Origin of the sequence: Streptococcus sp. FDAARGOS_522, from assembly GCF_003812445.1 — a bacterium.
Taxonomy (GTDB): Bacteria; Bacillota; Bacilli; order Lactobacillales; family Streptococcaceae; genus Streptococcus; species Streptococcus agalactiae.
Map to the genome: position 1 here is coordinate 900,313 of NZ_CP033808.1, position 20,307 is coordinate 920,619.

The 20,307-nt window shown below is 42.0% G+C and carries 21 protein-coding genes and 1 pseudogene; 6 read left to right on the forward strand and 16 right to left on the reverse strand.

Going from position 1 to position 20,307, the window contains the following annotated elements:
- Window positions 1–69: 69 nt before the first annotated feature.
- The 14 genes and pseudogenes from EGX70_RS04410 to EGX70_RS04475 all read right to left on the reverse strand — a co-directional run bounded on the left by EGX70_RS04410 (window position 70) and on the right by EGX70_RS04475 (window position 12,782).
- Window positions 70–1,662, reverse strand: a complete 1,593-nt coding sequence (locus EGX70_RS04410; RefSeq protein WP_000220988.1) for a terminase large subunit — start codon at window positions 1,660–1,662, stop codon at window positions 70–72.
- Complete coding sequence (locus EGX70_RS04415; RefSeq protein ID WP_000290862.1) at window positions 1,659–2,132, reverse strand: phage terminase small subunit P27 family; 474 nt, start codon at window positions 2,130–2,132, stop codon at window positions 1,659–1,661. Before EGX70_RS04415 ends, EGX70_RS04410 begins: the two co-directional genes overlap by 4 nt.
- Before the next feature lie 51 nt (window positions 2,133–2,183).
- Window positions 2,184–2,633: a DUF4314 domain-containing protein gene (locus EGX70_RS04420; RefSeq protein WP_000342208.1), complete on the reverse strand. Its 450-nt coding sequence runs from the start codon at window positions 2,631–2,633 to the stop codon at window positions 2,184–2,186.
- Between the two features lie 10 nt (window positions 2,634–2,643).
- A pseudogene (locus EGX70_RS11285) lies at window positions 2,644–2,898 on the reverse strand (hypothetical protein).
- Window positions 2,899–2,975: 77 nt separating this feature from the next.
- Window positions 2,976–4,229: a DNA cytosine methyltransferase gene (locus EGX70_RS04430; protein ID WP_000176353.1), complete on the reverse strand. Its 1,254-nt coding sequence runs from the start codon at window positions 4,227–4,229 to the stop codon at window positions 2,976–2,978.
- Window positions 4,226–5,482: a site-specific DNA-methyltransferase gene (locus tag EGX70_RS04435; protein ID WP_000211619.1), complete on the reverse strand. Its 1,257-nt coding sequence runs from the start codon at window positions 5,480–5,482 to the stop codon at window positions 4,226–4,228. The genes EGX70_RS04430 and EGX70_RS04435 overlap by 4 nt, the downstream gene beginning before the upstream one ends.
- Window positions 5,454–5,909 (reverse strand): hypothetical protein, encoded by a 456-nt coding sequence (locus tag EGX70_RS04440; RefSeq protein WP_000999418.1) that lies wholly within the window; start codon window positions 5,907–5,909, stop codon window positions 5,454–5,456. Before EGX70_RS04440 ends, EGX70_RS04435 begins: the two co-directional genes overlap by 29 nt.
- A gap of 288 nt (window positions 5,910–6,197) precedes the next feature.
- Window positions 6,198–6,563, reverse strand: a complete 366-nt coding sequence (locus tag EGX70_RS04445; RefSeq protein WP_001138025.1) for an HNH endonuclease — start codon at window positions 6,561–6,563, stop codon at window positions 6,198–6,200.
- A 1-nt stretch (window position 6,564) separates the two neighbouring features.
- Window positions 6,565–7,602 (reverse strand): methionine adenosyltransferase, encoded by a 1,038-nt coding sequence (gene metK, locus EGX70_RS04450; RefSeq protein ID WP_000578149.1) that lies wholly within the window; start codon window positions 7,600–7,602, stop codon window positions 6,565–6,567.
- A 47-nt stretch (window positions 7,603–7,649) separates the two neighbouring features.
- A complete protein-coding gene (locus EGX70_RS04455; RefSeq protein ID WP_000166942.1) occupies window positions 7,650–7,832 on the reverse strand; it encodes a hypothetical protein in 183 nt (60 codons plus the stop codon).
- A 179-nt stretch (window positions 7,833–8,011) separates the two neighbouring features.
- Window positions 8,012–8,521: a hypothetical protein gene (locus EGX70_RS04460; RefSeq protein ID WP_000373917.1), complete on the reverse strand. Its 510-nt coding sequence runs from the start codon at window positions 8,519–8,521 to the stop codon at window positions 8,012–8,014.
- On the reverse strand, window positions 8,514–9,890 hold the full coding sequence (locus EGX70_RS04465; RefSeq protein ID WP_000777509.1) for a DEAD/DEAH box helicase: 1,377 nt from the start codon (window positions 9,888–9,890) through the stop codon (window positions 8,514–8,516). The genes EGX70_RS04460 and EGX70_RS04465 overlap by 8 nt, the downstream gene beginning before the upstream one ends.
- Entirely contained in the window at window positions 9,871–10,152 is a 282-nt protein-coding gene (locus EGX70_RS04470; RefSeq protein WP_001208304.1) for a VRR-NUC domain-containing protein, read from the reverse strand. The genes EGX70_RS04465 and EGX70_RS04470 overlap by 20 nt, the downstream gene beginning before the upstream one ends.
- A gap of 350 nt (window positions 10,153–10,502) precedes the next feature.
- A complete protein-coding gene (locus EGX70_RS04475; RefSeq protein WP_001160916.1) occupies window positions 10,503–12,782 on the reverse strand; it encodes a phage/plasmid primase, P4 family in 2,280 nt (759 codons plus the stop codon).
- Window positions 12,783–13,069: 287 nt separating this feature from the next.
- Here EGX70_RS04475 and EGX70_RS11260 point away from each other — a divergent pair, with 287 nt between their 5' ends.
- The 6 genes from EGX70_RS11260 to EGX70_RS04495 are packed head-to-tail and all read left to right on the forward strand — an operon-like array spanning window position 13,070 to window position 17,370.
- Window positions 13,070–13,204 carry a hypothetical protein gene (locus EGX70_RS11260; protein WP_001262782.1) on the forward strand — a complete coding sequence of 45 codons (135 nt, stop codon included), beginning with the start codon at window positions 13,070–13,072 and terminating at the stop codon, window positions 13,202–13,204.
- Window positions 13,179–13,502, forward strand: a complete 324-nt coding sequence (locus tag EGX70_RS04480; RefSeq protein WP_000041407.1) for a hypothetical protein — start codon at window positions 13,179–13,181, stop codon at window positions 13,500–13,502. Before EGX70_RS11260 ends, EGX70_RS04480 begins: the two co-directional genes overlap by 26 nt.
- Window positions 13,495–14,616, forward strand: a complete 1,122-nt coding sequence (locus EGX70_RS04485) for a DUF2800 domain-containing protein (RefSeq protein WP_001868547.1) — start codon at window positions 13,495–13,497, stop codon at window positions 14,614–14,616. The genes EGX70_RS04480 and EGX70_RS04485 overlap by 8 nt, the downstream gene beginning before the upstream one ends.
- A 4-nt stretch (window positions 14,617–14,620) precedes the next feature.
- The gene (locus EGX70_RS04490) at window positions 14,621–15,184 is read left to right on the forward strand and encodes a DUF2815 family protein (protein WP_000208946.1); all 564 of its coding nucleotides are present in this window, start codon (window positions 14,621–14,623) and stop codon (window positions 15,182–15,184) included.
- A gap of 16 nt (window positions 15,185–15,200) precedes the next feature.
- Window positions 15,201–15,365, forward strand: coding sequence for a hypothetical protein (locus EGX70_RS11065; protein ID WP_000464240.1), 165 nt, complete (start codon window positions 15,201–15,203; stop codon window positions 15,363–15,365).
- Window positions 15,366–15,414: 49 nt separating this feature from the next.
- Entirely contained in the window at window positions 15,415–17,370 is a 1,956-nt protein-coding gene (locus EGX70_RS04495; RefSeq protein ID WP_000905644.1) for a DNA polymerase, read from the forward strand.
- 38 nt (window positions 17,371–17,408) lie between these two features.
- Here the strand turns inward: EGX70_RS04495 and EGX70_RS04500 are convergent, their stop codons facing one another.
- Together EGX70_RS04500 and EGX70_RS04505 are read right to left on the reverse strand one after the other, a co-directional pair.
- The gene (locus EGX70_RS04500) at window positions 17,409–17,978 is read right to left on the reverse strand and encodes a hypothetical protein (RefSeq protein WP_001122250.1); all 570 of its coding nucleotides are present in this window, start codon (window positions 17,976–17,978) and stop codon (window positions 17,409–17,411) included.
- Window positions 17,979–18,386: 408 nt separating this feature from the next.
- Window positions 18,387–20,255 carry an ImmA/IrrE family metallo-endopeptidase gene (locus tag EGX70_RS04505; protein WP_000459852.1) on the reverse strand — a complete coding sequence of 623 codons (1,869 nt, stop codon included), beginning with the start codon at window positions 20,253–20,255 and terminating at the stop codon, window positions 18,387–18,389.
- Between the last annotated feature and the right edge of the window lie 52 nt (window positions 20,256–20,307).

Genomic DNA, 20,307 nt, shown 5'->3' on the forward strand with positions numbered 1-20,307 from the left:
GCTATTTCCTCCTTTACTCTATTTTATCACTTTTTAGGATACATTCAACCTATTTAGGTTGTTTTTATCCTAAAAACTCAAAAGTCCTCGCTCATCATAGACACTCGTTTCATCATCCTGGTGGCGAATGCAACGGTCAAGTCCCATGATAAGAGCCACAATACCGTCAATCTTCTCAACGGATTTTTCTTTGTCTGGCTTGATGTTGCCAGCAGGATCTTGTCGCATGACCACGTTTTGTCCCATCCATTTTAGAACAGGATGACCACCGTGTTGGATTTTCCCTTCCATCATGAGCTTGTAGAGTTCCTTGGACGGTGGACTCATATCCTTATAGCCTTGTCCAAAGGGCACCATGGTTAAGCCTATGCCTTCAAGGTTCTGAACCATCTGCGTCGCATTCCAACGGTCATAAGCAATCTCTTTGATGTGGTAGGTTTCAGAGAGTTGTTCGATAAAGGCTTCAATGAATCCATAGTGAACAACATTCCCTTCCGTTGTCTTGATGTAACCCTGCCTTTTCCAAACATCATAAAGGACGTGGTCACGACGACACCTCAATTCCAAGGTATCTTCTGGTAACCAAAAGAAAGGCAGGATGATGTAGTTCTCCTCGCTATGTCGTGGCGGAAAGACTAAGACAAAGGCGGTGATATCTGAGGTGCTCGATAAGTCAAGCCCTGCGTAACAGTCACGACCTTTTAGAGCTTCATAGTCGATGGGGGCATTGCCTTTCGCATAGACATGTTCAGGAATCCAAGCCACATGGGAACTCGTCCACATGTTGAGACGGAGTTGCTTAAAGACATTCTCTTCAGCTGGGTTATCAAGAGCCTGTTGGTAGGCTTCACGAACACGGTCAATCCCAATGGTATGACCAAGTGAGGGATTGGCTTTTAGCCAGTTGGCTTCGTCATTCCAATCATCTTCATCAGACAATCCATAAACCACTGGATAAAAGGACGTGTCCTTCTTTCGACCTTTAAGAATGTCAAGTGCCTTGGTGTGGAGTTCATAACAGATGGAGTTTTTAACCGTTCCAGCTGTTGTGATGATGAAAAAGAGGGGTTGTTCCCTGGCATCACCAGAACCCTTGGTTAAAACATCATAGAGATGGCGATTGGGTTGGGCATGGATTTCATCAAAGACAAGACCTGACACGTTGAGTCCGTGTTTGGTTCCTGTCTCAGCTGAGAGGACTTGGTAAAATCCAGCATTGGAATAATTCACTATCCGCTTGGTTGCTGCCATAATCTTGGAACGTTTCTCTAGCGGACGACTCATCTGAACCATCTGTTTTGCGACATCAAAAACAATCGAGGCTTGATTACGGTCGCATGCTGCACCATAAACTTCCGCACTGGCTTCATTATCTGCATAAAGAAGGTAAAGAGCAATAGCAGCGGCCAGTTCAGACTTTCCGTTTTTCTTTGGAATCTCGATATAGGCTGTCAGAAATTGACGATTGCCATCTTCCTTAACAATCCCAAAGAGGTCACGAACTATCTGTTCCTGCCACGGCAACAAATCAAATTTCTTCCCAGCCCACTTCCCCTTGGTATGAGATAGGTTATTAATAAAGGTCACTGCTCTATCTGCCTTTGCCTTGTCGTAACGAGAAGTCGGAAGCATAAAGGGACTCGGTTCGTAGTGATAGGTCATAAAACACCTCCTAATAAATCCTCCATCTCATCACCAGTGCCAACCTCTGCGTCCATGGTCGCCAAGCGATTACGAGCTGATGGTGTCAGACCAAACTGCTCACAGAACTTAAGCATGATTTTCAGATTGGTCTGGCTGATAGATACCTGTGGCACTTGTTGGAGATAACCATTTGGAGTCTTGATGATAGACCCATGTTTAGAGAGAAACTCTTCGGCTTCCTTCCAACGGGCATAGGCTTGGCAATAGCCTGCGAAGGCTGTCATATCCATCTCCGTTAATATCCCTATCTGTTCGAGGATTTTGCCCATCCGCTTCCATTCCTTCTTGGCATCGTCTTCGAGCCACTGTGGGCAACGTGGGGCTTTCTGTTTGGGTTTAACCTCGTTAGTAGGTAGAGGTCGTTTCCCAGGGTTTCCTTCAAGTATTTTCAAATTTGTAGGCTTTGGTTTTCGCCCTCTAACTGCCACGGTCTCACCCCCTTTTTGGCACAAGAAAAAGGCTTCTTAGCGAAACCTTGTCTATTCTTGTATTGCCTTTTCTATTTCTTCTTTCGTCAAGACAGTTGTCGGCTTAAGATTAAAATGATTACATTCATCAATGTAGATATCAATTTCAGTTTGCGGATGCGTACTAGTCATAAGAGTGATGACTTCTTCGTGGGTTAACTGTACAGGAATATCACCACTATCAAAAACAAATTCATTGTGCCCAGCTCTTAAATAGCAATAAATACTTCTTATAAAATCATGCCTATTTGGTTCTACAATAACCACCCTATCAATACCATGCAACACGTTTAAGCTCTGCCCATTGTCCCAAGAAACGATTAGCGATCCAATATCATCCACATCTTCTACTGTTCCTAGCATACCTATTGGAACACTGTAAGGGGCGTCCATATGCACTAAACGAACTCGAGTACCAGTTGGGTATGTTTTTCTTAACCGTTCAAGGGTTTTATCATCCATTTGCTTCTCCTTATCTCACAAAGGTTTGAGATACCTCGGCCCATAACACTTCGGTGTCTTCGTAAATATAGCGGGCTTCCAGTTCGTTAAACCCACCAAGTTCGATACCATTTGTAATATCATTCAATAAATCATTAATTTGGTCAAGATTTCCTTATTCAATCACATCTAGTGAATAATTTCTCGGCTTAGTGTAATGTTGTTTCATTACAGTTAGGTGAATAAAGCAGCTATCAATAATTTCGTTGAACTCATTTTTTGTCATCGTTTTGACTTCCTTTGTCTTTTGGTAACAGCATATTACCGTAAGGTTCACCTTATATCCAGTGATTAGCTACTAGTCTAAGCAGATAAAATGGCCTTCCCAATAGTATAAACCACCGTTACCGTCACGCCATTACCAGCTTGTTTGTAGAGCTGGGCATCAGAGTTGACAGCCTGAGCTTTGTCAAATAAGTCATCTGAAAAGCCTTGGAGCCTGAAGCACTCTCGTGGAGTCAAGCGTCTGATTTTTACGACTCGACCATTCCAAACCACAGCTCCCATCCGTCCACCACAAGATAGATTGTGGGCGATGCCTTTCCCAACCTTAGCTCGTCTCGTTTGTGAGCCTGGATAGGAAAGATCAACTGAATCTCCAAGTTCTGCCACTTGGTAGCCCTGCTTTGTGCCATTTCTGACCTTGATACCCTCAAGAACACCATGTCGGTCTTGAGAGGTAAGAGTAAACATCGGCTCATCCTGTTCCTTAAGCCGTCTGCCATTTTGCCGTTTTATTACCCTGTCTGGTGTTAGAATGGGTTGGACTTCAAGGACACCAGAGTTCATGGCAGTTCTCTTTGTAGCACCTGCCGTGTAGCGAGCGGTGATACACCGTGCTTCATCAGTTAGCTTTGATTCAGTCAAAGACTGGTCAATCAGATAAAGACCTGTCTTAGCTCCCAGTCCTCCACCCTCACCAACAAGGGTTGTGGCAATGCCACTAGGGTCGTAGACTCGGTAGCTCTGCATACCACCTATAAGTTGCTTAAGATGGCTACCGCTTTCTCCGCTGAGAGGTAATACTTGTCGTCGACCCCGGCTTCTAAGATGTCCGAGAGTATAGATGCGTTCTCGGTTTTGGGGAACTCCGTAATCTTTTGAGTTGAACACTTGCCATTCGAGGTCATACCCTGCTTGGTCCAGGATAGAGAGATAGTCGAGATAATCTCGTCCTCCGCCACTTGATAGAAGTCCCTTAACATTTTCAAGGAGTACCCACTCGGGTTTATCTTCTTCTTTTTGGCTCTGGAGGAGGTCAACAAATGTAAAAAAGAGTCCACTTCGCTCACCGTATAAGCCTGCTCGCTTTCCTGCGATAGACACATTTTGACAAGGGCTTCCCGCAGTCCATAAATCTGCTTTTGGAAGTCGTGTGGGGTCAATGCTTGTGATGTCGTCATGAAACCATTCTCCTTCTGTATCATACATTGCTTCGTAGGACTTTCGTGCAAACTTGTCCTTTTCACAGTAGCCAAGACAGGTCATCCCTGCCAACTCCAACCCACGACGAAAGCCACCCACTCCTGCAAAGAAATCAAGAAAGGTTAGGGTCATGAGTGTTCCTCCATTACTTCTAAGGCTTGGTCATAGCTCAAAGTCTCACCGTTTCGGAGTACCGACACATCTCTATTACTAGTTGACTCCATGTAGCGTTTGACAATGACATCCACAAACTTTTCATCAAGCTCAATCCCATAACAAACTCGACCAGTCTGGTCTGCTGCCATGAGGGTTGACCCTGAACCAAGAAATGGATCAAAAACAAGCGTTCCTCGCATGGATGAGTTTTGAATAGGATAAGCCATAAGCTGAATAGGCTTCATGGTTGGGTGGTCTTTACTAGACTTAGGACGGTCGTATTCCCAGATAGTTGTCTGCTTACGGTCGCTGAACCACTGGTGTTTTCCCTTTTGTTTCCAACCAAAGAGACAGGGTTCGTGTTGCCATTGGTAAGGACTACGTCCGAGAACCAGTGAGTTCTTCTTCCAAATGCAACTCCCACTTAAATAGAAACCAGCGTCCTTAAAAGCCTTCCGGAAATTCAGACCTTCCGTGTTTGCATGGAAAACATAGATAGACGCATCGGCTTCCATATGACTTTCCACTTGAGTGAACATATCAAAAAGGAACTGGTAGAAGTCCCTGTCCGACATATTGTCATTGAGGATTTTTCCAGCGGTCTCTTCAACGTCCACGTTATAAGGCGGATCCGTCACAATAAGATTGGCTTTCTTATCCCCCAGCAATTGCTCGTAGTTTTCTGATTTGGTGGAGTCACCACAAATCACTCGGTGTTTTCCGAGTTGCCAGATGTCACCACGTCTTGCGACCGTTGGTTTCTTCAACTCCTCATCCACATCGAAATCGTCTTCAGACAAGTCCTTGTCATGGATGTTGGACAGAATGTCATCAATCTCTGGTGGCTCAAACCCAGTCAAATCAAGGTTGAAATCAGACTCTTGCAAGTCCAAAAGCAAGTCAGCGAGGAGCTGGTCATCCCATTGACCAGTGATTTTATTAAGGGCAATATTCAGTGCCTTTTCATCTTCCTTGGAAAGAGAGACAATGACGCATTTTGCGGTTTCATACTTGAGGTCTTTAAGAACCGTTAGGCGTTGGTGACCACCGATGACCGTCAAATCGTCATTGACAATGATGGGGTCAACGTAGCCAAACTTGAGTAGACTCTGTTTAATCTTTTCGTACTCCTTATCGCCCTTCTTCAATTTCTTTCGAGGGTTATAAGAGGCCGGCTTTAAGTCACTTAGGGGGAGTTCCTTAATTTCCATATTGGGTTGAGTTGTCATGCACTACTCCTTTTCTAAATCGATGTTCTACGTAACAAGGGTGTCCGCAGAACTTCCTTGTTGGATTGGCATAGGATAAAAAAGACCTGCCACAGTTTTGGCAAGTCAATTCATCGTATGCAGTTTTGGTTTTATCATGTTGGCTTTGATGGTTTCGCCACCAGATAGCTCGACACCTATTTGAGCAGAACTTTTTAGGTCTGCCTTGGACAGCATGGTGTAACTTTTTCATGCAGTTCTTACAATATGAACGTTCTCCTTCATCAAGCTGATACTTGACAAACTGACCCATTCCTTTTAACTTTGGGTGTCTACGGCAATATTGCTTCACCGAACCAAGAGACATGTTTAACATTTGAGCAATGGCACCATAGCCAAATCCATCTCGCCTAAGTTTCCAAATGCCTCGCCGCTGATTATCGTTCATTTGTTTTCCTCCAAGAACTAAAAATGGTTAATTTCTCTATTTTTCATGTATTTATCCCTTCAAAAACAGGCCAAAACAAACACTGGCAAACGATACTTACCCTGCTAGAAAGATTGACACCATAATGGTTCAATGCACTTTTTAACTGTTTTGGGTATGCCCCTAACGAATTTTGCGAAAATGCACTTTTGAGGGGGCGTCGGTCTTAGTCTCCCAAGGTTTTAGAGATTTCATCCCCCCTCCCCCATAGGGTTAAAAATTAGATACTTTTGTAACGAAACTCTAAATTTAGAGCCGATAAGTATACTCCACATATCGGTCAGTCGTCTTGGTCTTTCGGTCATGACAAGACTTACAGAGGGCTTGCCAGTTGGATGGATTCCAGAAGAGGTCTTGGTCACCTCGGTGGGGAGTGATGTGGTCAACCACCGTTGCCTTGGTCAGTCGTCCTTTCCTTTGGCAGTAAACACAGAGAGGATGGAACTTGAGGTAACGAAGCCGTGCCTTGTTCCATCGAGTATCGTAACCTTTGGCTTTAGTTGACTTGGCATCAAGGCTGTAGTTAGCTTTGTGGTCGTCACAGTATTTGTTTCCATAGGTCACAAGGTTAGGACAACCATGCTGCTTGCAAGGGGTGCTTGGTCGACGTGGCATCTTACTGCTCCCAAGGAAGATAAGGCTTGGTGAAATGCCCAAGGCAAGTGGTCTTGGTGTAGTCCACATCCAAGAGATTCAGCTCCTTGATAATTCCTTGTGGGGTAAGATCATAGCGTTCACGAACCACTCCTACTAGTTGTTCAAGAGGATAATCACTTGTCCCAAAGATGTTCACATAAACACCTACAGGCTCCGCAACCCCAATGGCATAAGCTAACTGGACTTCACAGCGTTTGGCATACCCTTCACGAACAAAGTCCTTTGCAATCTTCCGTGCCATGTAGGCGGCTGAACGGTCGACCTTGCTTGGATCTTTCCCAGAGAAAGCTCCACCACCGTGACAGGCAAAGCCACCGTAGGTATCTGCTACAATCTTACGACCAGTCACACCAGCATCAGCGTAAGAGCCACCAAGAACAAAGCGACCAGTTGGGTTAACCAAAACCCTGAAGTCAAGGTTCTGACGGTAGCGTTGAGCAACCGACATCATAGCTTGGGTGACAATTCGTTTGACTGAGGCAAGGTCAACCTCCTCGTCGTGTTGGATAGACACTAGGAAAGTCTCGATACACTTGTTTTCATAGTCGTATGTGACTTGAGCTTTGGCATCTTTGCCCAAGGCAGGATGACCAAGGTTCATCAGTTTCTCAAGCACTCGAGTCGCAAGTACATAAGGTAATGGTAAGAACTCAGGTGTTTCATCGGTCGCATAACCAAACATAATCCCTTGGTCACCTGCACCACCCTTATCCACACCTTGAGCGATGTCTGGGCTTTGAACTCCAAGAAGGTTCGTCACCATGACATCTGTCATACCGTAAGGTTCAAGAACCTTTTTGACAATACCTTCAAGGTTAAATAAGTGCTTGGTTGAGACTTCACCTGCCACAACCACTTGGTTATCTTTGATTAAGGTTTCAACCGCCACACGGCTGTTCTTATCATGCTTGAGACATTTCGTCACAATAGCATCTGAGATTTGGTCACAGAGCTTGTCGGGGTGTCCACTTGAAACTTGTTCACTGGTAAAAATCATGTTTTCCTCCACGCAAAAAGCCCAACCCTTGAGGGCTAGGCTTTGATTTATTTTACTGATTGTTGGCCTGCTTCGTAGGCTCTCTCGAGTGCTCTTTTAACTCCCCAAACCGAAACATCGTAGAAATCTAGGTTATCACTTTTTCGTGTTTCCAAGGTTTCAACCAAAAGTTCTTCTTGAGCAATCGCTGTTAAAAGAGCGTTGAGTTTTTCTTGTTGGCGTTTTGTCAATTTCGTTTTCATGATAGGTTCTCCTCTTGTTTTTGTAGCTGTATATTACCGTACAAGCGGAAGGTTATCCAATCATTACTGGGAAAATTTTTATCTTTTTTGACATCTTAAGTATAGCACAGTCTCAAAATAAAAACAGTTCGAATTTGGTACAAATTTGGTTCGAAAACAGTTCGAAATTAGTTCGAAAGAGGAATTTGAAACGCTGATTCATCAAGATCAATACTCCTACTCATCCAACCATAACATTTCTTTAGTTGCTGATGCACCTTACGTTTACGGTAAGAAATTGTGGAACGACTAATCTCATAGTGGCTAGATATATCGTCCCAGCTCATCTCATTGAAAATCAAGTCCTTCGAAAACTGCTTCAAGTCATCTGGTATAAGGTTGACCATACTTTCAAAGAACTCGAGTTCAGTCTTTAGAAAATGATAGCACTCCATCAAACTATCCCAATATTCCTTGTTTTCTTTTTCCAATTTTTCTCTGAAACTGAGAGCAATAGTCTCTGAACGTGAATTGATCTGAGAAGTCTTTACCCTCTCCATATCTGGTTTTTCATAAACCAATGACTGAATCACACTCTCCTCGCTAATGGGACGAAAGTTTAGAAGTTGATTTTCCACCAATGCAAGCTTCAACTTCACATCGCTATAGTTTTTCATCAAATACTCAATTCTATCCATTCATTCCTCCTACTTGTGCTTTGACGGCTTCAATCAGCCGTGACTGCTGGGCGTCTTTGCTTTCCAGTGCTTTGAGGATTTCCTCGTCAATAGTTCCTTGCGTTACAATGTGCTGGATGACCACAGTATCTGCTTGTTGCCCTTGTCGCCACAGACGAGCGTTGGTTTGTTGGTACAACTCCAAGGACCAAATCAAACCAAACCATACCAAGTGATGACCACCCTTTTGCAAGTTCAAACCATGTCCAGCACTTGCTGGATGTAATAAGCCGACAGAAATTTTCCCTTTATTCCACTCACGAATATCCTCCTCAGTTTTAAGGATTGTGCCCTTAACCTTGAGCTTTACCAAACGTTCCTCAATACGCTGAACATCATGTTTGAACCAATAGGCCACAAGAACTGGCTCACCATTGGCAGCTTCGATGATATCTTCCAGAGCATCCAGTTTTTGGTCATGTAGGCTCACCACTTGATGGTCGTTTGAGTAAACCGCACCATTTGCCATTTGTAGCAACTTGTTTGAAAGGCTTGCCGCATTGGCAGCAGTCACCTCGCCATTCTCAAGGTCTGCAAGTACGTAATCTTTCTTGAACTGCTTATAATCAGATTTTTCTTTGTCAGTGAGATGAACCACCTTCTTGGTCGAAATCAGTTCTGGCATCTCAAGATAATCCATAGCTTTCATGGAAATGGTGATGTCGTCAATCTTGTCATAGATTTGGCACTCCGCATAATCCATAGGGAGGTAGTTATAAACCACCTGACCATTGCGAGCTCCCTCACGGAAGTAGCGACTACGATACTCTCCGATGAATCGCCCCAGACGCTCGCCACCATCAATGACCTTGAACTCTGCGAACAAGTCCATAAGCCCATTTGAACTCGGTGTGCCAGTCAATCCCACGACACGCTTCATGTAGGGACGCATGACCATGAATGCCTTGAAACGTTTGGACTGCCAAGACTTGAAGGACGATAGCTCATCAATAACTACCATATCCCACTTGAAATAGGGACTACATTGTTCCACCAGCCAGGGGAGGTTTTCACGGTTGACGATGTAGATATCCGCATCTTGCTCAAGGGCAGCTCGCCTTTGTTTTGGTGTTCCCACAATCTTGGCATAACGGAGGTGTCTTAGTTCCTCCCACTGCTCAATCTCATCACTCCACACCGTGTTTGCGACACGAAGGGGCGCAATCACCAAGACCTTTGAGACCTCGTAACGGTCAAACATCAGCTCGTTGATGGCTGATAAGGTTGTGGCAGTCTTTCCCATCCCCATGTCTAGGATGACTGCCGCATAAGGTGTCCTTATGATAAAGTCCTTGGTGACTTCTTGATAATCATGTAAACTCAATTTCATCTAGCACTTCTCCAATCTTCTCAACACTATCTAGCACATGTACCTTGAAACCCAATCCGTCAAACATCTTGTGCCTTGTCACTTGTAGTAAACGTGGCTTTCCACCAGGGGCTTTTACTTCCACCATGCCAAACTTACCCTTGGGTAAAAACACCAACCTGTCTGGCACACCGCCAAACGAAGGCGACACCCATTTGGGACAAACCCCACCACGCTTTTTCACTTCACTCACTAACTTCTGTTCAACAATTTTTTCACGCATACCCAATCCTTCCGTCAGAAACATCGCCAAAGGAAAAGTGCAGTTCACGCTAGTCAGTTACATTACTTTCCTATACCTCTTTTTATCTTTTTTTAATTTTCTTTATATCTAAGTTATAGAAAAGACCTACTAAACCTGCACTTTGAAATCCCCTATGACAACTTTTGTATATGACCTTCTCGACTTGCACTTTTTAAGACCCGTGAAAGTCGTGATAGTTTTGTCTAAACTCTTCTCACTACCAACGAATAATAACTCTCCGTGTTTCAAAGATTTAAGTTGTGACTTGACTATCACGGCTTACACCAACACCCTCTGATGATAAAAGCAACTTTCACTGATTTTCACGGTTAATCAAGAAAATCATCTTCTAATTTCAACTGTAGACCTTTTACCATGACACCCTTATTAGTTCTTTTCTTGGTGAATCCAGCGTTTGCCAAAGCTGTATAAAAGTCCGTCGTGCTGCGCGTGTACTCATTGATACGAGCACAGTGAGCTCGATAAGCAGAGTAAAGTTCTCCTGATTTCTCAGTCAAGTGGTCACCGATTTCACAACAATCTCCAAGGAATTGACCCATCCAGTCATTGGCTTCTCGATAAGCTGAGACAGAGTCCGCAACTACTTGTGGCAAGATCAATTTGAAGTTTGCTTTGATGGCTTTTTCTGCTCCCTCAATAATCCAAGACATGATAGCTGGTGCTGCTTCGTCGTAAAGGTAGTCCGCAAAGTTTTTGATGTCTGACCGACCAGTGATTTTGGCATTAAAAGGAATGACAATCAGTCGTCTCCAAATCCCATCATCGTTCGCACCTACTTTAGGCAGGTGGTTAGTGTAAAGAACCAGCGTATGTGATGGGACAAAATGGAAAGGTGCCTTGTACTTTTTCTCAGCTAAAATTTCATCTGTCGAACAGAGCTGTTTAACCATGGCTGTATTCAATCGCATTCCCTCACTCATCTCTGAAGCAATGATAAGACGTTTCCCTTTAAGTTCAGCCATTTCTGGACTGACATTCCGTCTCACACTCATGGTCAGAGCTTCAGCCGAGAGTTTTCCTGAATAGTTACCAAGAACTCTTGCAATGGTGTTCCAAAAGGTAGACTTGCCGTTTGCACCGCTACCGTAGGCAATAATCATATGCTCTTGATAAACTTTACCAATAGCAGCCATGCCTACAATCTCTTGAACATAATTGATAAGATCTGTATCATCACAAAAGAAGGTCGCAAGGGTCTCCTGCCACAGACCATCTCCCTTATCACTCGGAGAGGCATTGGTCATTTTGGTTAAGTAATCAGCAGAATCATGTTCCCTAATACCAGACAAGCCTTGTGATAAATCAATAGTCGCCTCTGGAGTATTCAGTAAGAGTTCATTCTTATCTAAATCAGACACACTCATGCGAACCATATGTTTGGCCATTTTGGCGATTGCTGATAAATTTCGATAGTCACGGTATTTCATAACAAACTTATAAAACTCGAATGCTTTCTTATAGTCCTGATAAGCAACCAGTTGAATTGGTGTCTCAATCGCATTTTCTAGCTTTTTACCACCTTGTTGGATTAGCATTTCAGGAATACCAGATTGCTTCAGTTTTTGAGTGGCATTATTAAGCTTGGTTACTGCAACTTCTAGCTGCATATCAAGGAACTGATGAATTTGACGCATGGCTAACTGCTCATCTTCCACCCAGTGCTTACCATCGTAAGCGAGGTAGTCTGTTTCCCTAGTAAAGGCAATCTTGTCACCAAACTCTCTAGCGAGAAGACCTGCTTCTCCGATATCTGAATAATCATCTGGTTGCATCTCCCCACGTTGAAACTCTTCTGGAGATTTATAATCTTTTGAGTTTTTGATGGTTTTGTTATAGAAGCGAACAGCACTGCCCCAAATGGTATCAAGCTCTGCTTTCTCAAGAGGGGGAACACATTTGAGAGCTTGTTCATCAAAGCCGTCTCGTGCTTCTTTTGTTACACCTAATCGCTTAAGGATTTTCGCCGCAAAAACCGACATGGTTGAGTTCCGACTACCTTCTGTGATTGGTCCTGTTGGTGGTTGATAGAAATCTGCATCGAAATCTTCTTCATCATCAAATGATGAATCCAATAAATCAGCATCTATAGTTAGCCATGAGTCATTCCATAAAACTTGTGCATTGGGATTACCAAAAAAGAAACGTGCTGCATCTTTGGCGTTCGTATCAAAGAAGTTATACCGATTCGTCATCTCTTCTTTTAGAAAGGCATAGGCATCTTTATCACTGACTTCATTGATCTGGAAATAAATATGGAATTTAGGTCTTGCTACCTTACTGCCTTTTTGAACCATGTGGTTTCGACTTGTAACCAAAGCAAAATGGTAATCCGAAAACAGTATTTTTAGGTATTCCTCTGTAATCCAATCATCATGATTTTCTGTATGGTCATTATCAATATCCATGACTAATACATCTGACTTAAGGAAATTAGCGTTCGATCGAGTGTTATTGGAAAACAATCCTGCCACATGGTCGTACTGAGCAATACGTTTTAGACTAGTTTCATCCGTGATTGTCACTTGGTGCGGGTAGACCGTTGTTGTTTGAACACCAGATTGCCCTGAATGAGATAAGGTAAATTGCATGCATCATGCCTCCATCTTTCGTTGTTGAATTAGGAATTACTCTTCCTAACTTACTAAGTAAGAATCCGACAGGATTTTCCGCACTAACAGAAAATTTTTTCTAAAAAAATAAAAGTTTCCTATTAAATGCACAGGAAACTTTTTTTGATGAGCAAATTTTTTCTTATCAGGCGGAAAAATTTATCTCAACCCTACTTAGTATGGTGTAAGAGATAAAAAATTAAAAAATCTCTTCCAAAGTGGAAAATCCACTCAAAACCTTACTTAGTAAGATAGGAGGACCCAATATGGCAAACGAACCATACATCGAACCTGATGATGATGTGGCTGATACCCTCATAGCCATCAGCGTTATCTCAAAACTACTCGCTCGGAAAATTACGGAGGAAAGACAACATGAGCAAAATGAAACAACTGAATGAACTGATTAATGAAATGGAAGGCACAGCCAAATACTATCTTCGCTTAGTAGATGAGTTCAAGAAGATCCTCTCTACTGAGGAAGAAACTACAACAACTTCAAAAGAACCAAAACATAAACCACAAAAGGAACTCAAACTCGAAGACGTTCGTTCCGTCCTTGCGACAAAAGCCAAAGATGGCTACAAGAACGAAGTTCGTGCTCTTCTCAATAAATATGGTGCAGAATCCCTATCAGCCTTAGCAACTGAGCACTACGCAGCGGTTCTTGAAGAAGCTGGAGGAATTGGCCATGACTAACCATGCTGTCCTATCTGCTTCCGCATCCCATCGCTGGCTCAACTGTCCGCCTTCTGTTCGCTTAACCGAGGACATGCCAGATGTTACTTCTGAATTTGCCCTTGAGGGAACTGACGCTCACGAGCTCTGTGCTTACCTTGTTGAGAAGGCACTAGGCAGAAAGGCGCGTGATCCAACTGAGGATCTGTCCTTCTACAATGAAGAGATGCAAAATTGTGCCGAGGAATATCGCAACTACGTCATGGAACAGGTCGAGAAAGCTAAAGACTACTCTCATGACCCAACAGTACTTATCGAGCAACGTTTGGACTTCTCCAAATGGGTACCTGAAGGGTTCGGTACTGGCGACTGTCTGATTGTGGCAGATGGACTTCTTCAAGTGATCGACTACAAGCACGGTTTGGGCATTCTGGTCGATGCCGACCACAACCCACAAATGATGTGCTATGCCCTAGGTGCTCTTGAGATGTTCGATGGAATCTATGATTTTGATAATGTCACCATGACTATCTTTCAACCACGGAAGAACAATATCTCTACCTTTGAAATGGATAAGGCTGAACTGCTTGAATGGGCGGAAGACCAGCTCTCACCTAAAGCTGAACTTGCCTTTAAAGGCGAGGGAGAACTGAAATCTGGTAAACACTGCCAGTTCTGCAAGATTAAGAATGTCTGTCGCAAACGTGCGGAGGATAATTTAGCACTTGCCAAGATGGAGTTTGCGGATCCTGCTACTCTAGACTATGAGGATATTGCAGAGATTTTGCCTAAACTGGACTTACTGGTTTCATGGGCAAACGATGTCAAAGCCTATGCTTTGAAAGAAGCTACTGAGGGACACTCCATTCCAGGCTACAAATTAGTAGAGGGACGCTCAGTTCGTAAGTTTTCAGACGAAGCTGCCGTCAGTCAAGCTGTGATGGATGCTGGCTTTGATCCTTACGAAAAGAAACTCCTAACTATCACTGCCATGACTAAACTCCTTGGCAAGAAAACCTTTAACGACCTGCTTGGTGGTCTGATTGTAAAACAAAGCGGTAAACCAACACTCGTTCCTCTTGACGACAGTCGTCAAGAATTGAACCTAGCTACTAATGAATTTAAAGAGGATTAAACGTATGACAACTAAAGTACAAACTACAAAAGTAATCACTGGTAAAAACACACGCTTCAGCTACTTGAATGCCAATGAACCTAAGTCCATCAACGGAAGCACGCCAAAGTACAGCGTCTCTCTTATCATTCCAAAGGATGATATTGAAACTGTCGATAAAATCAAAGCAGCCATTGAGCTTGCCTACAAGGAAGGCGAGTCCAAACTCAAAGGTAATGGAAAATCTGTCCCAGCACTTTCTATCCTTAAAACTCCACTTCGTGATGGAGACTTAGAGCGTCCTGATGATGAAGCTTATCGCAATGCCTACTTCGTCAATGCCAACTCACCACATAAGCCTGGGGTTGTGGACGCTAATCGACAAGAGATTATAGATACTTCTGAACTCTACTCAGGTATCTATGGCCGTGCGTCTATTTCCTTCTATGCCTTCAACTCTAACGGTAACAAGGGTATCGCCTGTGGTTTGAATAACTTGCAAAAACTCCGTGATGGAGAGCCACTTGGTGGACGTACTCGTGCTGAAGACGACTTTGCGACTGATGACGATGATGATTTCTTGAACTAAGAACGGAGGACTAAATATGTTTGAAACAATTTTCTTTTACTCACTTATTGGCATTTACCTATTCTTTGGTCTGTACCTCAACTACATGACCATCCGTGATGATATTCGTCGTGAAAAAGAACGTAAGGCTGAAAAGAAACATCATAGCAACAACACAACACCGCTACATCGTAGCCGATAACACCTCCGGTGGCAGCCACTCCTGCCACCTTTTTATGAAAGGACAAGCTATGCTAATAAAAGAACTATCCATCGACTTAGAGACCTACTGTGAGGTAGATTTGAGAAAGTCTGGTGTTTATAGCTACGCAGAAGATGATTCTTTTGAAATCCTTCTCTTAGCAGTCTCTGTTGACAATGGTCCAGTAACAGTTTATGACCTAACTAAAGAAAATCTTCCTGATCAAATCCTACAAGCATTGGTGAATGACTCCATTATTAAGTGGGCTTTTAATGCCTCATTTGAACGCATCTGTCTGTCTAACTGGCTAAAGAAACATCATCCAAAATTATTGTCCGAGGGCTTTCTGTCTCCAAACTCATGGCGTTGTAGCATAGTTTGGTCAGCATATCTTGGACTTCCACTCTCCCTTGAAGGAGTCGGAACAGTTCTAAAACTCAAAGAACAGAAGTTAAAAGAAGGCGGGGATGTGATTCGTTACTTCTGCCTGCCCTACAAACCTACCAAAATTAATGGTGGACGAAAACGAAACTTCCCTCATCACGCACCTGATAAGTGGGCAGCCTTTATCAACTACAACAAGCGTGACGTTGAGGTTGAGTTAGCCATCAAAAATAAACTCCGTAACCACCCTGTTCCTGACTTTCTTTGGGAAGAGTATCATCAAGACCAAAATATCAATGATAGTGGGATTGGTATTGATGTAGACTTTGTCAAAGCAGCTATTACCATTGACGAGGAAAGCAAATCTAAAATTCAAGAGGAACTTAAAGAACTTACTGGGCTTGAAAATCCCAACTCTGTTCTTCAAATGATTGGCTGGCTACGAGAACACGGAGTAACGACTAATTCTCTTGATAAGAAAGCTGTCAAAGAGCTATTAAAGGTAGTCGATGCAAAGACAACTAAAGTCCTAAAGTTAAGACAACAGGCGGCTAAATCTAGCGTTTCTAAATACCAAGCTATGGTGAACTGTGTTTGTTTGGATGGTCGAGCTAGAGGGATGTTCCAATTCTACGGAGCAAATCGAACGGGTCGTTGGGCTGGGCGATTGGTACAACTTCAGAACCTCCCACAGAACCATCTTCCTGACCTTAAAGAGGCTAGAGACCTCTTCAAAACTGGTGACTTAGAGGCAACTGATCTCCTCTATGGTACGCAAGATACCCTATCTCAACTCATCCGTACTGCTTTTGTACCTAGTGATGGGAAAAAGTTTATCGTCTGTGACTTTTCTGCCATAGAAGCGCGAGTATTATCTCACCTAGCTGGCGAAAAATGGCGAAGCATGGTCTTTGAACAAGGCAAGGACATCTACTGTATGTCAGCTAGCCAGATGTTTGGAGTGCCTGTTGAGAAACATGGACGTAACGCAGACTTGCGTCAGAAAGGGAAAATTGCAGAGTTGGCCTGTGGCTATGGCGGAGCAGTCGGGGCACTTAAAGCCATGGGGGCTATTGACATGGGGCTTGATGAACAGGAGCTGCAGCCTCTTGTGGACTCGTGGAGACAAGCCAACCCAAACATCGTACTCTTTTGGTGGGATGTTGATAAAGCTGTAAAGACTGCAATAAAATACCAAAAGCAAACTGAAACCCATGGTATTCAATTCAAAGTAAGAAAAGGGATGTTATTTATTACTCTTCCTTCTGGACGCAAACTCGCCTATGTCAAACCTAAAATGGGAGAAAACCAATTTGGTGGAGAGTCCGTCACCTACGAAGGTACAGGAACTGCTAAACGTTGGGAGAGACTTGAAAGCTATGGTCCAAAATTTGTCGAGAATATTATTCAAGCTATAAGTCGAGACATACTCGCTTACTCTATGAAACAACTGAAAGACTTCAGAATTGTAGGACATGTGCATGATGAAATCATCATTGAGTGTGACCAGAGCCAAAATCTTGAGCAAATCGCAACTTTGATGGGAAAAGCACCATACTGGATGCCTGATATTAACCTCAGAGCTGATGGATACGAGTGTCTCTTCTATCAAAAAGACTGACAAAAAATCGCCACCTCAGTTGAGATGGCGATTTGGTTTTATTTGTTGAGTTCTTTGTAAAGTTTCAGCCCTTCTTTCTGGGCATTATTGACTTTCTTATAGCCTGCAGATTTCTTAACACCTAGGTACTCGAAGATTTCTTTATTCTCATAACCTTCAAAAAGCATATCTAAAATTTCTGGTGCTTGGAAATTGGTTGCTGCGAGTTTAGCTTTCAAGAAGTCCAGTTGATCCATTACTAGATATAGTTCAATACCTTCATCAGCAATTGCTAAATCCTGCTTTTCAGTGAAGACTTCCCAGGAGGAGACCTCTAAAGTATTCTTTTTAGGTTTACGAAAATCCTTGAGATAATCATTGACTGAGTTGTTATACCACCAAACCATTTGTTCATACTCCTCTTCTGCCACAGGGACAAAGGCTGTTAGAATGGGAATACTCATAATACGGCATTGTCGAAATGTACCACGAATCAGTCCTGAATATTCTGAGGACATATAATAGTCCTGAACGAACATTGGCGCTAGTACTTCACCCTTTGATGGCTCCACACCAGTTGATGAAGATTGAGTTTGACAGTAGTTGAAAAAGTTGACATTGATTGGCATGCTTTTGACTCCGTTTCTTTGGCAAGCAAAGAAAAAGAGTATGACAAACCAATATTCAGTTGTGTATTTGACCACATCAGCAATTCCTTTGCTTAATCATGGTCAACTGGCTTTATAAGTTGAGCTGCTTTCCCTAAAAACACAGTTAAAGCCAATAATGTAGGAATATTCCCCATTACAAAGTATTTTTAAAGAGACGATAACTTGTAGGATTAATCTTTACTCTCTCAGTATATAGTTTTACTTCTATCAAAAACAGGTAGTCCAAACTTCCGCCTTAAAACGCCCTTGGCAACAGATTTTTGGAATTTTTATGTAGTAAAATCATACTAATTCAATCTCAAAACCGGAAGCTGACTTTCCGCTTTTTGAAACCAAAAAAATAAACCATCACAAATTTGTGATGGTTTATAAGGTTTTCATTTCTGCAGCTTGTAATATTGAATTTATTTCACCCAAGGGTTTATAGTAACTTGTTGATAGCAACATTTTATATACTTGGTGTGGTGGAGAAATTGTAAGTTGATGACCTGCTTTCTTTATCATATCGTCACTAAGTTCAGGTCTTAATTTTAAAGCAAAACAAAATGACAATGTTAACTCAAGCCTTGGTAAATTATCTTCTAGTGTTTCATAATCTCTCAACGTTCGTTCTGTAATTCCGACTAGCTTAGCCAAAAATGGTTGTGTGCAATTTTTTCGCTTTCTATGACTACGTAATGTCCCAGAAAATTCAAAAGGTAGTTCTTTCAATAATTCAGAGATTTTTTTCCCGAGTTTCATCATATCCAGTGGAGGGAGCTGATCCATCAAACTTGGATTCTGGAGAATATCTACAAAGTCAGCCTTAATCTCACTTTCCTTTGTTACGCCTCTATTCAGTACATAATCATAGTATGTCTCATTAGAAATCGAGGTGAAATTTTTAGACTTTACTTTAAAGATTAGACAACATTCATCCATGTGCTCGTAAGCATAGTCAGTCATAATTGGCCCATCTTTTGTCATATAAATAAATTTCTTATCCTTTAAACAAAGATGGTTATCAACGTAAATAAACTTATTTCTATCAATAATCTGTCTAAAACTCTCGTTAAAACAATACTCAAAACACAAGTCATTTGAAGTAATAGTATAACTACTTCCTTTATCAAATGCTTCAAGTTCAAAAGCAAAGTTATGCATATATCTATCATCAAGATAATTATATACACCATTTGCTTCCTTAAATCCTAAATCAATCATTCTAATTTTAGCAGCCTGTCTAGATACCTCAAAGAAAGTAGCTAAGTTGTCTACCACTTCTTGCACTAATTCAGAACGACTTATATCAGGATTAACCAATGTCAAAGTTTGAAATAGCTCCCTAATCTTTATTCTAGTTTGGACTTTGGGCATAAGAATTCGGGGAGCAATTCCATTAGCTTGCCACTCCATCCAGTCAAGCGACGTCCACATACTAGAATCAGCTAAATTTTCTTCTGTCCAGCTACTAACTTGTGAGTGGTCTTTATCAAGTACCATCTTGACTTCGTGAAATACTTTATGGAGTTCCCAGTGAACACATTCATGGATGACCGTATTGTTATACGAACCTACATTCCGTTTGAAAACAACATCCTTATCTACAAGGATACTCCCTTTGTTAAAATGCTCAGAAACTAACTGCTCATCCTCTATGACCTCAACATCAGTATCTTTAAAAACCATTTTCCCGAAAACTGAATTATCTATAGTTAGTTTCTCTTGATGGATAGACAGTCCCATTTCAGAAACTATTGTCTCAACTGGAACAGGGGTTGGTTGAGTCAGGGCTTGAGGATAGTACTTCCTTAAGAATTTTTCAGCAATAGCATCAAAGTCCTTCTTCCTTATATATGGAACCCAGTCTTTACTCAATTTTAAGTTTCGGGACTTTTTGTACTGATCTGATTTAAATTCTGTATTGTAAATTCGAAAGTTTTTGATACCAGAATCAAGTTCTACTTCAGCATATACAGACACAAACTTAGTTTTAGTATCAATCTCCATCTCACCTTTGATATACTGCCGAACAATTACATTAGCAATTACAATGATTTCAAGATTTAATTCGCAATTATTAATAATTTCATAGTTTATCTTATATAACTCAAAATTATCAAACTCAATAAAACCATTCGGTTCTGGCACCATGTATGTAGACAAATCAGTATTATCTTTATTATTAAAAATAAATCCTTTAACAGTTTTGACTATTTGCTCATAGTAGGTATCAAAAATATATTTATCGAACATGACTGAACCTCACTTGAATGTAGTAAGAGTATTATACCATTTTTTGTAAACG

Bases quoted from the DNA above. Each gene is read 5' to 3' on its own strand.
- EGX70_RS04410 (WP_000220988.1), bottom strand. From the start codon at position 1,662: ATGACCTATCACTACGAACCGAGTCCCTTTATGCTTCCGACTTCTCGT.
- EGX70_RS04420 (WP_000342208.1), bottom strand. From the start codon at position 2,633: ATGGATGATAAAACCCTTGAACGGTTAAGAAAAACATACCCAACTGGT.
- EGX70_RS04430 (WP_000176353.1), bottom strand. From the start codon at position 4,229: ATGACCCTAACCTTTCTTGATTTCTTTGCAGGAGTGGGTGGCTTTCGT.
- EGX70_RS04435 (WP_000211619.1), bottom strand. From the start codon at position 5,482: ATGACAACTCAACCCAATATGGAAATTAAGGAACTCCCCCTAAGTGAC.
- EGX70_RS04440 (WP_000999418.1), bottom strand. From the start codon at position 5,909: ATGAACGATAATCAGCGGCGAGGCATTTGGAAACTTAGGCGAGATGGA.
- EGX70_RS04445 (WP_001138025.1), bottom strand. From the start codon at position 6,563: ATGCCACGTCGACCAAGCACCCCTTGCAAGCAGCATGGTTGTCCTAAC.
- metK (WP_000578149.1), bottom strand. From the start codon at position 7,602: ATGATTTTTACCAGTGAACAAGTTTCAAGTGGACACCCCGACAAGCTC.
- EGX70_RS04460 (WP_000373917.1), bottom strand. From the start codon at position 8,521: ATGGATAGAATTGAGTATTTGATGAAAAACTATAGCGATGTGAAGTTG.
- EGX70_RS04465 (WP_000777509.1), bottom strand. From the start codon at position 9,890: ATGAAATTGAGTTTACATGATTATCAAGAAGTCACCAAGGACTTTATC.
- EGX70_RS04470 (WP_001208304.1), bottom strand. From the start codon at position 10,152: ATGCGTGAAAAAATTGTTGAACAGAAGTTAGTGAGTGAAGTGAAAAAG.
- EGX70_RS04475 (WP_001160916.1), bottom strand. From the start codon at position 12,782: ATGCAATTTACCTTATCTCATTCAGGGCAATCTGGTGTTCAAACAACA.
- EGX70_RS11260 (WP_001262782.1), top strand. From the start codon at position 13,070: ATGGCAAACGAACCATACATCGAACCTGATGATGATGTGGCTGATACC.
- EGX70_RS04480 (WP_000041407.1), top strand. From the start codon at position 13,179: ATGAGCAAAATGAAACAACTGAATGAACTGATTAATGAAATGGAAGGC.
- EGX70_RS04485 (WP_001868547.1), top strand. From the start codon at position 13,495: ATGACTAACCATGCTGTCCTATCTGCTTCCGCATCCCATCGCTGGCTC.
- EGX70_RS04490 (WP_000208946.1), top strand. From the start codon at position 14,621: ATGACAACTAAAGTACAAACTACAAAAGTAATCACTGGTAAAAACACA.
- EGX70_RS11065 (WP_000464240.1), top strand. From the start codon at position 15,201: ATGTTTGAAACAATTTTCTTTTACTCACTTATTGGCATTTACCTATTC.
- EGX70_RS04495 (WP_000905644.1), top strand. From the start codon at position 15,415: ATGCTAATAAAAGAACTATCCATCGACTTAGAGACCTACTGTGAGGTA.
- EGX70_RS04500 (WP_001122250.1), bottom strand. From the start codon at position 17,978: ATGCCAATCAATGTCAACTTTTTCAACTACTGTCAAACTCAATCTTCA.
- EGX70_RS04505 (WP_000459852.1), bottom strand. From the start codon at position 20,255: ATGTTCGATAAATATATTTTTGATACCTACTATGAGCAAATAGTCAAA.